8 protein-coding genes are annotated in these 10,965 nt (G+C 71.1%); all 8 read right to left on the bottom strand.

Translation table 11 applies throughout. The annotated features are described in order from the left end of the window. Nucleotides 1–88 precede the first annotated feature (88 nt). The 8 genes from yjfF to GE115_RS11160 all read right to left on the bottom strand — a co-directional run bounded on the left by yjfF (nt 89) and on the right by GE115_RS11160 (nt 10,901). Nucleotides 89–1,114, bottom strand: a complete 1,026-nt coding sequence (gene yjfF / locus GE115_RS11125) for a galactofuranose ABC transporter, permease protein YjfF (protein WP_153684849.1) — start codon at nt 1,112–1,114, stop codon at nt 89–91. After that, the gene (locus tag GE115_RS11130) at nt 1,111–2,157 is read right to left on the bottom strand and encodes an ABC transporter permease (protein ID WP_153684850.1); all 1,047 of its coding nucleotides are present in this window, start codon (nt 2,155–2,157) and stop codon (nt 1,111–1,113) included. Before GE115_RS11130 ends, yjfF begins: the two co-directional genes overlap by 4 nt. Next, nucleotides 2,154–3,854: a sugar ABC transporter ATP-binding protein gene (locus tag GE115_RS11135; protein ID WP_153684851.1), complete on the bottom strand. Its 1,701-nt coding sequence runs from the start codon at nt 3,852–3,854 to the stop codon at nt 2,154–2,156. The genes GE115_RS11130 and GE115_RS11135 overlap by 4 nt, the downstream gene beginning before the upstream one ends. A gap of 135 nt (nt 3,855–3,989) precedes the next feature. Further along, nucleotides 3,990–4,976: an ABC transporter substrate-binding protein gene (locus GE115_RS11140; protein WP_172979851.1), complete on the bottom strand. Its 987-nt coding sequence runs from the start codon at nt 4,974–4,976 to the stop codon at nt 3,990–3,992. A 279-nt stretch (nt 4,977–5,255) separates the two neighbouring features. Beyond that, nucleotides 5,256–6,308: a type IV toxin-antitoxin system AbiEi family antitoxin domain-containing protein gene (locus GE115_RS11145; protein WP_172979853.1), complete on the bottom strand. Its 1,053-nt coding sequence runs from the start codon at nt 6,306–6,308 to the stop codon at nt 5,256–5,258. Between the two features lie 160 nt (nt 6,309–6,468). Beyond that, nucleotides 6,469–7,626 carry a LacI family DNA-binding transcriptional regulator gene (locus tag GE115_RS11150; RefSeq protein WP_216648821.1) on the bottom strand — a complete coding sequence of 386 codons (1,158 nt, stop codon included), beginning with the start codon at nt 7,624–7,626 and terminating at the stop codon, nt 6,469–6,471. Nucleotides 7,627–7,648: 22 nt separating this feature from the next. Continuing rightward, nucleotides 7,649–9,172, bottom strand: coding sequence for an L-arabinose isomerase (araA, locus tag GE115_RS11155; protein ID WP_153684854.1), 1,524 nt, complete (start codon nt 9,170–9,172; stop codon nt 7,649–7,651). A gap of 37 nt (nt 9,173–9,209) precedes the next feature. After that, nucleotides 9,210–10,901 carry a xylulokinase gene (locus GE115_RS11160; RefSeq protein WP_153684855.1) on the bottom strand — a complete coding sequence of 564 codons (1,692 nt, stop codon included), beginning with the start codon at nt 10,899–10,901 and terminating at the stop codon, nt 9,210–9,212. Between the last annotated feature and the right edge of the window lie 64 nt (nt 10,902–10,965).

A 10,965-nucleotide genomic window follows, 5' to 3' on the forward strand; every position in this document is an offset into this window, starting at 1 on the left:
CGGCTCCTGCCCGGCGCGGCTCGCGCGCTCACTCTGCCTTCATTATCGCGAGCCGTGCGGTCCGCGAGGTGCGGGCGCACGCCACCCGTCACCGCCGCCTGGCCGTCAGCACCTTCTGCAGGATGATGAACACGAGCAGCAGGCCGCCGATGAAGATCTTCGTCCACCACGAGCTCAGCGTTCCCTCGAACGTGATGAGCGTCTGGATGACGCCGAGCACGAGCACGCCGAGCACCGAGCCGAGCACGAATCCATAGCCGCCCGTGAGCAGCGTGCCGCCGATCACGACGGCCGCGATCGCATCGAGCTCGGTGCCGACCGCCGTCAGGCTGTAGCCCGAGAGCGTGTAGAAGGAGAACAGCACGCCCGCAAGGCCCGAGCAGAAGCCCGAGATCACGTAGACCAGCACCTTCGTGCGGGCGACCGGCAGGCCCATGAGGCGCCCCGACTGCTCGCTGCCGCCGAGCGCGTACACGGTGCGGCCGAGTCGCGTGTAGTGGAGGACGACGACTGCGACGAGCACGACGACGAGCGCGATGATCACGCTCGGCGTGATCGACAGGCCTCCGCCGAGCGGGATGCGGGTGACCGCGAGCGCGACGAAGGCGGGGTCGGTGATCGAGATCGAGTCCTTCGAGATCACGTAGCAGAGGCCGCGCGCGAGGAACATCGCGGCGAGGGTCGCGATGAACGGCTGCACCTGGAACACGTGGATCATGAGGCCCACGGCGAGCCCCAGCACGCTCGTGAGCACGAGGATCAGCGGGATCACGACGCCGGGCGACCACCCCGACTGCAGCAGGCTCGCCGCGATGATCGTCGACAGCGCGACGACCGCGCCGACCGAGAGGTCGATGCCGCCGGTCAGGATCACGAAGCTCATGCCCACCGCGAGCACGATGAGGTACGCGTTGTCGACGAGGAGGTTCAGGAACACCTGCCCCGAGAAGAACCCCTCGTAGCGGATGCCCCCGACGACGAACACGGCCGCGAAGAGCACGGCGGTCACGAGGACCGGACCGTACTTCGGGCTCGTCAGCACCGAGCGGATGCCGCTGCCGACGCGCGTGCCGAGCGATGCGCCCGTGAGGTCGGTGGCCTGGATGCTGCTCATGATGCGGCGATCCCCTTTCCGGCGCGCAGCGCGAGCCGTCGTCGGAACCCGGCGAGCGCCTGGTTCGTCGTGGGCGACTGGAGGAGGCAGACCGCCGCGACCACCGCGGCCTTGAACACCATGGTCGCGATCGGCGGGATGCCGACGGTGTAGACCGTCGTCACCAGGGTCTGGATGACGAGGGCGCCGACGAGCGTGCCCGCGAGCGAGTAGCGTCCGCCGGCGAGCGAGGTTCCGCCGATCACGACCGCGAGGATCGCGTCGAGCTCGAGGAACAGGCCCGTGTTGTTCGCGTCGGCCGCGGTCTGGTTCGCGGTCAGGATGAGACCCGCGATCGCCGCGCAGAACGCGCAGAACGTGTACACCGCGAACAGCAGGCCGCGGGCGCGCACGCCCGCCTGGCGGGATGCCTCGGGGTTGATGCCGACCGACTCGATCAGCATGCCGAGCGCGGTGCGCCGGGTGAGCAGGGCCGCGACGGCGAACACGACCGCGGCGATGATGACCGCGATGGGCACGCCGAACCAGAACCCCGAGCCCATCGCCTTGAACGGCGGGCTGTTCACCGTGAGGATCTGGCCCTCGGTGATGAGCATCGCCATGCCGCGGCCCGCGGTCATCAGGATCAGGGTGGCGATGATGGGCTGGATGCCGAGCACGGCGACGAGGAACCCGTTCCACACGCCGAGCACGAGCGAGATGGCGAGGGCGACCGTGACCGCCACCGCGACCGTCGCGCCGTTCGCCGGGTCGGGCGAACCGAGGATGATCGAGCACGCGACCGCTCCCGAGATGGCGCACACCGCGCCGACCGAGAGGTCGATGCCCCGCGTCGCGATCACGAGCGTCATGCCGACCGCGATGATCAGCGTGGGCGCGCCGTTGCGCAGGATGTCGATGAGGCTGCCGAAGAGATGGCCGTCCTTGATGGTGATCGCGAAGAAGCCGGGGAAGGCGATCAGGTTGATCGCGAACAGCACGAGCAGCATCACGATCGGCCAGAACAGCCGGCTCGCGATCAGCCGGGCGAACACTGCGCTCATCGGCGGGCTCCGCTCAGGTCGATGGTGGAATCGGGGGTCGGGTCGGGCTCGGTGCCGCCGGGTGGGACAGAGGGCTCGGGCGGGGCATCCGTCGTCGCGCCACCCGGGCCGTCGTCGGGATCCTCCGGTCCGCCGCCGCCATCGCCGTCGCCCCCGCCGTCGGCGATCAGCGCGAGCAGCGCCTCGACCTGGAGGTCGTCGTTGACGAGGTCGGCGACGATCCGCCGGTCGCGCAGCACCGCGATGCGGTGGCTGAGTCGCAGCACCTCCTCGAGCTCGGCCGAGATGAACAGCACCGACATGCCGTTCTCGGCGAGCGAGTAGACGAGCTTCTGGATCTCGGCCTTCGCCCCGATGTCGATGCCGCGGGTCGGCTCGTCGAGGATGAGCAGGTGGGGGGCGATCGCGAGCCACCTCGCGAGCAGCACCTTCTGCTGGTTGCCGCCCGAGAGGTTGCGCACGAGCGCGTCGGGATTGGCCGGCCGGATGTTCAGCGCCTGGATGTAGCTCTGCGCGAGCTCCTCCTGCCGCTTCTTCGGGATCGGCCGGAACCAGCCGCGATCGGCCTGCAGCGCGAGGACGATGTTGTCGCGCACGGTGAGCTCGTCGACGACGCCCTCGGAGCGGCGGTTCTCGCTCGAGTAGGCGACTCGCCGGTTGATCGCCTGGCGCGGCGTGCGCAGCTTCGTCTGCCGGCCGTCGATCACGAGCGTGCCCTGGTCGGCACGGTCGATGCCGCCGAGCAGTCGCGCGAGCTCGGTGCGCCCCGAGCCCAGCAGGCCCGCGAGCCCGACGACCTCGCCGGGCGCGATGTCGAGGTCGAACGGCGCGATCGCGCCGCGGCGCGCGAGTCCCCTGGCGCTCGCGAACGCGGGGTCCGAGACATCCTGCCCCTCGACGGCGGCGACGCTCGACCGCGCTCGCTGCTCGAGCTCGTCGAGCGCGGTCAGCTCCTTGCCGATCATCTTCTGCACGAGGTCGATGCGCAGGATCTCGTCGGTGAGGTACTCCCCCACGAGCTTGCCGTTGCGCAGCACCGTGAGCCGGTCGCAGATCTCGTAGACCTGGTCGAGGAAGTGCGAGACGAAGAGGATCGCGACGCCCTGTTCCTTCAGCGACCGGATGACGCGGAAGAGTTCGGCGACCTCGTCGGCGTCGAGCGACGACGTCGGCTCGTCGAGGATCAGCACCTTCGCCTGCACGTCGATCGCCCGGGCGATCGCGACGAGCTGCTGGATCGCGAGCGAGTGGTCGCCGAGCAGCGAGTTCGGGTCGATCTCGAGGTTGAGCCCCTCGAGCAGCTCGGCGGCGCGGCGGCGGGTGCGGCGCCAGTCGACCACGCCGAACCGGCGCGGCTCGCGGCCGAGCATGATGTTCTCGGCGACGGTGAGGTTCGGCAGGAGGTTGACCTCCTGGTACACCGTCGAGATGCCGGCGGCCTGCGCCTGGGCGGGGCCCGTGAACGAGACCTCGTCGCCCGCGAGCGTGATCACGCCGGCGTCGATGCCGTAGACGCCGGTGAGCGCCTTGATGAGCGTCGACTTGCCGGCGCCGTTCTCGCCCATGAGCGAGTGCACCTCGCCGGGGAACATCCGGAAATCGACGCCGTCGAGGGCCTTCACGCCGGGGAATTCGATCGAGATGCCGCGCATCTCGACGACGGGCGCGGGCGATGGCTGGGTCACGAGTCTCTCCATCGAGTCGGTGGTGGAACGAGCGTAGAGCCCGGCGGGCGCGAGACGGATGCCCCGCGCCCGCCGGTCTCGGCGGATGATGCCGCCGAGCCGACGGCCGAGCCTGCGGCCCGCGCCGCTCGGCTGCGGCCGCAGCGCTCAGTACTGGCGATCGGGCAGGGCCTCGATGGCCTGCTCCTGCGTGAAGGTCGTCTCCTCGGTGATGATCCGCTTCTCCACCGTGCCGCCCTCGTTGAGCGTCGTGATGATGTCGACGAGCTGCTTGCCGAGCAGGGGCGAGCACTCGACGATGAAGTTGATCTTGCCGTCGGCGAGGGCCTGCATGCCGTCCTTCACCGCGTCGACCGTGACGATCTTGATGTCCTCGCCCGGAACGAGCCCGGCCGCCTCGATCGCCTCGATCGCACCGAGGCCCATGTCGTCGTTGTGCGCGTAGACGAGGTCGATGTCGGGGTTCGACTTCAGCATCGCCTCCATGACCTGCTTGCCGCCGGCACGCGTGAAGTCGCCGGTCTGGCTCGCGATGACCTCGAGGTTCTCGTTCTCGGCGATGACCTCGGCGAAGCCCTCCGCGCGGTCGATGGCCGGAGCTGCGCCGGTGGTGCCCTCGAGCTGCACGATGTTGACCTTCTCGGTCGCGTCGGCGTACTCGTCGAGCACCCACTGGCCGGCCTTCTTGCCCTCCTCGATGAAGTCGGAGCCGAGGAACGACACGTACAGCGAGTCATCCTGCGAGTCGACCGCACGGTCGGTGAGGACGACGGGGATGCCGGCGGCCTTCGCCTCGTTGAGCACCGCGTCCCACCCGGTCTCGACGACCGGCGAGAAGGCGATGTAGTCGACGCCCTGCTGGATGTAGGAGCGGATCGCCTTGATCTGGTTCTCCTGCTTCTGCTGGGCGTCGGAGAACTTCAGTTCGATGCCGGCCTCCTCGAAGGACGCCTGGATGTCCTTCGTGTTGGCGGTGCGCCAGCCCGACTCCGCGCCGACCTGGGCGAAGCCGACGACCAGTTCGTCGAGCGGCACGGGGCCTTCGGCGGCTCCGCCGCCGCTGCCGCCGCTCGCGCATCCGGCCAGGCCCACGATCAGGGCGCCGGCGGCGGCGAGTCCGATGAGCTTCTTCATCAGGTGAACCTCCTTGTTCAGGTGCCGGCGGTCTGCGTCGCTGCGAAGTCTGGTGCGCCGGGCGGCCGGATCGTCCCGGCCGCAGTCGAGATGTTAGCGCTCACTTGTGAGCGCTAACAAGACCCGCTCACATCACGAAACGGTCACGGATGCGGCATCCATTGTGAGCGCTCATATTCTGCGCCCACTCCTCCCGCGGTGCGACTTGCTCGCACCCGTGCGCCGAGATCCTCGCACCGCGGCGAGGAGGTCGCACCGCGGCGACGCTGAGTCGGCGCCTCACGCGCGGAGCGGCACACCGGCGTCCCGCAGAAGGGCGGCCAGGCGCGTCGGCTGCATGAGCATCGCCCAGTCCCACCTCGTCATCCCGAAACCGAGCCGGCGCAGGGCATCCTCGCGTTGCTTCTCGCGAAAGACCACGGTCGCCGGATCGAGGCCCGATACCTCCCGGCTGCGAAGGTACTTCTGCGTTCCGTCGAACTCGCCGATGCGCCGGATGCCACGCCAGAGGAAGTCGGCGATTGCGTAACTGCCGAGCACGCCGTCGATCTGCACCTGCAGGTCGGGCGCGACGAAGCCCGACTCGTGGATCACGACGCGACTGAGCGACTCACCCGCGTTCTCCGCCCGAGCATCGGCGAACCGCACGGATGCCTCGGCCCGACGTCGTCCGCGCACCGGATCGATCGCGGCGATCTCGGCGAGAACCTGCGCGCGGAGGTCGAAGGATGCCGGCGCCGCTCCTGATCTCGCGCGCACCCGCGCGGGCGTCGGCGCGGGCGTCGGCACGGGCGGGAGGTCGCGAGATCGCCCCATCCGGAGGCCCGGCGCGTGTGCTCGGAGGGCCGCATCGAGCATCGGCACGCTCACCCGCATGGGCGATGTGATCGAGACATCCGCCAGCGTGCGCACGAGCGAGGTGACCCTGACGCCATCGATGACGACCCACTCGGGAGCTGGGCCCGCGCGATGGACCGACCTTCGCCCCCCGGATCGCCCGCCGGTGGCGGAGACCGCCGTGGTCTCGACCGCGTCGGGCCAGCGGCCGACCGCCGGAAGCCCGTGGAATGCCGCCGCGGACCGATGCGAGACGCAGAGGGTGCTGCGGGCCTCGAGCGCCTCGGCGTGGATGCGCAGGCGATAACGCTCATCGACACCCGCCGCGCGCCAGGCCGGCCCTGCGGCATACACGCCTCGGCGCACCCGAACGAGTACGCCGGCACGAGTCATCCGTTCGACGGTCGACGGGTGCCAGCCCACCTCCGTGAGGCGAGCGGCCCGGATGAGTCCTGCCGGGTGGGCGGCTGCGAGCGCCTGGAGTTCGTCGTGCACGTTCCGACCATGGCGGGTCGGCGGCCGAAGCGACGACGACGGCATGCTCGCGGCGGAATCGAGCGTGATCGGCCGGTGTGCAGGAACAGACCTCGCTACGGTGCGACCTCCTCGCCACGGTGCGGCGAGGTCGTCGCACGAGTGCGAGCAGGTCGCACCGTCAGGTTGGAAGGCGCCCGGGCGGGGCCGTCGACGCCCGCACCACGAGCTCGGGGACCCGCTCCGTGCGGTCGGGCGCCGCGGCCTCGTCGCGCAGCACGTCGAGCACGGTCGCCATGATGTCGCGACCGAGGCCGTCGAAGTCCTGCCGCAGCGTCGTGAGCGGGGGCGCGAAGAAGGCCGCCTCGGGGATGTCGTCGAACCCGATCACGCTGAGCGCGCCCGGCACGTCGACGCCGGCCTCGCGGCACGCCGCGAGCAGGCCGATCGACATCTGGTCGTTGCCGACGAACACGGCCGTGGCCGAGACATCCGCCAGCAGGTCACGACCGGCCGCATAGCCCGACGCGGCGAGCCAGTCGCCCGTGAGCGGCTCGCGCACCTCGAGGCCGTGGGCGCGCAGGGTGTCGGCCCAGCCTCGGCGCCGCTCGGCGGCGTCCATCGAGTCGTCGGGGCCGGTGACGTGGCGGATCTCCCGGTGCCCGAGGCCGATCAGGTGCTCGGTCGCCCGCACGGCACCGGCGTACTGGTCCATCGACACGCGATGCATGCCGGGTTCATCCTCGGAGGCCACCGCGACGATCGGCACGCCCGCGTCGATCCCCCGCGTGACCTCGACGCCGTCCCGCTCGCCCGAGATCACGACGATCGCCTCGACGCGCTGGAGCACGAGCCGATGCACGGCCTGCGTGAGGGCTCCCGCGTCGACGCCCCGCATGCTCACCTGGCTGACGGTGTAGCCCGCCTCGCGGGCGGCCTCGTTGAACCCGAGGGCCGCGTTCGACGGCCCGTAGTCGGGGCGCCCCGCCTGGATCAGCCCGATCTGGCCCGACCTCCGGTTCGCCATCGCGCGCGCCGCGGGCGATGGCGTGTAGTTCAGGTCGGCGATCACGCGGCGCACGCGTTCGCGCGTGGCACCCGAGACGCCGCCCCGGTCGTTGAGCACGCGCGAGACGGTCATGTGCGAGACGCCGGCAGCGCGCGCGACGTCGAACATGGTCGGTACGCCCGGCGGGCCGGATGCCTCGGGCCCGACGGGCTCGGCCGCCGACGGCTCGGCTCCCCCGAGAACCGCGGATGCCTCGGCCGCCGGCCCTCCCGGCGCGACGGATGCCCCGCGCGGGGCATCCGCCCGGCTCGAGGCATCCGTCTCGTTCATCGGAACCGTCTCGGCGACCCGGTCACAGGCCCTGCGCCAGGCGGTAGTACGCCTGGTTCCAGCGCACCTCGTCCTTGAACCCGCGCACCGTCGTGTCCTCGTCGATGACAAGCAGCTCGACCTGCGCCATCTCGGCGAAGTCGCGGAAGACGTCGACGCCCACGGCGGTCGTCATGACCGTGTGGTGCGCGGCGCCGGCCTGCAGCCACGCGGCGGCGCTGGTCTGGAAGTTCGGCTCCGGCTTCCAGATCGCGCGGCCCACCGGGAGCTTCGGCAGCGCCTCGCGCGGTGCGACGTTCTCCACGACGTTGGCCGTGAGGCGGAACCGGTCGCGCAGGTCGCTCATCGCGACGACGACGGCGGGGCCGGGGTCGGCGGTGAAGACCAGGCGCACCGGGTCCTCCTTGCCGCCGATGCCCAGCGGGTGGATCTCGAGCGACGGCTTCGCGGTCGTGATCGACGGCGCGACCTCGAGCATGTGGGCGCCGAGGATCAGCTCGTCGCCGGGCGTGAGGTCGTAGGTGTAGTCCTCCATGAGCGTCGCGCCGCCGGATAGGCCCGCCCCCATGACGTTCGCGATGCGCACGAGGACGGCGGTCTTCCAGTCGCCCTCGGCGCCGAAGCCGTAGCCCTCGGCCTGCAGGCGCTGGACCGCGAGGCCGGGCAGCTGGCGCAGCGCGCCGAGGTCTTCGAACGACGTGGTGAACGCGCCGAAGCCGCCCTCCTCGAGGAACGAGCGCAGGCCCAGCTCGATCGCGGCGCCGTAGCGGAGCGACTCGTGCCGGTCGCCGCCGCGGCGCAGCTCGGGGGCGACATCGTACTCATCCTCGTAGAGCGCGACGAGCTCGTCGATCTCGGCGTCGCTCGCGGCGTGCACCGCGTCGGCCAGCTCGTTCACGCCCCACGTGTTCACCTGCACGCCGAACCGCAGCTCGGCCTCGGTCTTGTCGCCCTCGGTCACCGCGACGAAGCGCATGTTGTCGCCGAAGCGCGCGAGCTTGAGATCGCGGGATGCCGCGAGCCCCGCGGCCGCGCGCTGCCACGTCGCGAGTTCGCGCTGCACGCGCGGGTCGGTCGCGTGGCCGACGATCGTCTTGCGCGGCACCCCGAGGCGGGTCTGGATGTACCCGAACTCGCGGTCGCCGTGCGCCGCCTGGTTGAGGTTCATGAAGTCGAAGTCGATGTCGGCGTAGGGCAGCTCGACGTTCGCCTGCGTGTGCAGGTGCGCGAGCGGCTTCTGGAGCGCGTCGAGGCCCGCGATCCACATCTTCGCGGGGCTGAACGTGTGCATCCAGGCGACGAGGCCGATCACGTTCGGCGACGCGTTCGCCTCGAGCACGACCTTCTTGATCGCGGCCGAGTCGGTGAGCACCGGCAGCCACACGATCTTCACGGGCACCTCGGATGCCGCGTCGAGGGTCGCGACGATCTGCTCGGACTGGTGCGCGACCTGGGCGAGGGTCTCGGGCCCGTAGAGGTGCTGGCTGCCGGTGAGGAACCAGACCTCGTACTGGTCGAGCGACGTGGTGAGCGGGGTGCGGGTCATGGTGTTCGTGTCCTTTGCGTTCTGCGGCGGTGCGGGGTCAGAGGGCCTCGACGGCGGCGGCCTCGGCGGCGAGGCCGGCGCGGTAGCGGTCGAGGTAGGCGGCGAAGCCGGCGACATCCGCCGGATCGGGGTCGACGGTCTCGAACCCGGCGTTCGCGAACACGGTGTCGGCGAGGTACGAGCCGAGGCTCTCGCCGCGCTGCGCCGCCGACAGGTACGACGCGAGCACCGCGATGCCCCACGCCCCGCCCTCGGAGGCCGTCTCGCCCACGGCGACCGGCGCGTCGAGCGCGCCCGCGAGGAACCGCTGCGCGACCCCGGCCGTACGGAAGATGCCGCCGTGCGCGAACATCCGGTCGAGCTCGACGCCCTCGCCCGCGAGCACGCGCATGCCGAGCGCGAGCGTGCCGTACACGCCGTACAGCTGCGCGCGCATGAGGTTCGCGAGCGTCAGCCGGCTGTCGGGCGTGCGCACGATCAGCGGCCGACCCTCATCGAGCCCGGCGATCGGCTCGCCCGCGAGGTGGTTGTAGGCGAGCAGGCCTCCGGCGTCGGCCTCGCCCTCGAGCGCCTCGCGGAACAGCACCTCGAACACGGCGTCGGCGCCCAGCACCGCGCCGCCGCCGGTGGCGTTCGCCGCGGCGGCGAACCGTCCGAAGACGCCGGCCCACGCCGCCAGTTCGGATGCCCCGTTGTTGCAGTGCACCATCGCGACCGGGTCGCCCGATGGCGTGGTCACGAGGTCGAGCTCGTGGTGCGCGTGCTGAAGCGGGCGCTCGAGCACGACCATCGCGAAGATGCTCGTGCCCGCGCTCACGTTGCCCGTGCGAGGTGCCACCGAGTTCGTGGCGACCATGCCCGTGCCGGCGTCGCCCTCGGGCGGGCAGAAGGGAACGCCCGGCCGCAGCGCGCCCGACGGGTCGAGCAGTGCCGCGCCCTCGGCGGTGAGCTCGCCGGCGGCGTGGCCGGCGGGCAGCACCTCGGGCAGCAGGTCCGCGACGCGCTTCGGCAGGGCGGTGCCGGCCGTCAGTTCGTCGTAGATCGCGAGCAGACGGGGGTCGTAGCCGGCGGCGGTGGTGTCGGCAGGGCCTGCGCCGATGGGGGCTGCGCCTATGGGGGCTGCGCCTATCGGGAACATGCCCGAGGCGTCGCCCACGCCGAGCACGTTGCGGCCCGTGAGCTTCCAGTGCACGTACCCCGCGAGGGTCGTGCAGAAGTCGAGGTGCGGCACGTGCGGCTCGTCGTCGAGGACCGCCTGGTGCAGGTGCGCGATCGACCAGCGCAGCGGGATGTTGACGCCGAACCGCTCGCTGAGCTCGGCCGCCGCCTGGCCGGTCGACGTGTTGCGCCACGTGCGGAACGGCACGAGCAGCTCGCCCTGGGCGTCGAAGGGGAGGTAGCCGTGCATCATCGCCGACACGCCGATCGCGCCGAAAGTCGACGGCGCCACGTCGTAACGGCCGCGCACATCGGCGACGAGGTCGGCGTACGCGGCCTGCAGGCCCGACCAGACGGCGTCGAGCGAATACGTCCAGACGCGGTCGACGAACTCGTTCTCCCACTCGTGGCTGCCGACCGCGAGCACCCGGGTCGGGTCGGCCGCGTCGACGAGGCAGGCCTTGATGCGGGTCGAGCCCAGCTCGATGCCGAGCGAGGTGCGACCGGTGCGGATCGCCTCGGCCGAGGCATCCGCACTCGACGCCTGCGTCGTATTCGTGGTCTCGCTCATCGGCGGGCGTCTCCACTCTGTCCGTAGACGTTCTGGTAGCGGTCGTAGAGGCGGTCGATCGCGT

The organism is Agromyces agglutinans (genome assembly GCF_009647605.1).
In the GTDB taxonomy this organism is placed as follows: Bacteria; Actinomycetota; Actinomycetes; order Actinomycetales; family Microbacteriaceae; genus Agromyces; species Agromyces agglutinans.

What these genes read in the sequence shown, in the direction of transcription:
- yjfF (WP_153684849.1), bottom strand. Translation starts at nt 1,114, where the DNA reads ATGAGCAGCATCCAGGCCACCGACCTCACGGGCGCATCGCTCGGCACG.
- GE115_RS11130 (WP_153684850.1), bottom strand. Translation starts at nt 2,157, where the DNA reads ATGAGCGCAGTGTTCGCCCGGCTGATCGCGAGCCGGCTGTTCTGGCCG.
- GE115_RS11135 (WP_153684851.1), bottom strand. Translation starts at nt 3,854, where the DNA reads ATGGAGAGACTCGTGACCCAGCCATCGCCCGCGCCCGTCGTCGAGATG.
- GE115_RS11140 (WP_172979851.1), bottom strand. Translation starts at nt 4,976, where the DNA reads ATGAAGAAGCTCATCGGACTCGCCGCCGCCGGCGCCCTGATCGTGGGC.
- GE115_RS11150 (WP_216648821.1), bottom strand. Translation starts at nt 7,626, where the DNA reads ATGAACGAGACGGATGCCTCGAGCCGGGCGGATGCCCCGCGCGGGGCA.
- araA (WP_153684854.1), bottom strand. Translation starts at nt 9,172, where the DNA reads ATGACCCGCACCCCGCTCACCACGTCGCTCGACCAGTACGAGGTCTGG.
- GE115_RS11160 (WP_153684855.1), bottom strand. Translation starts at nt 10,901, where the DNA reads ATGAGCGAGACCACGAATACGACGCAGGCGTCGAGTGCGGATGCCTCG.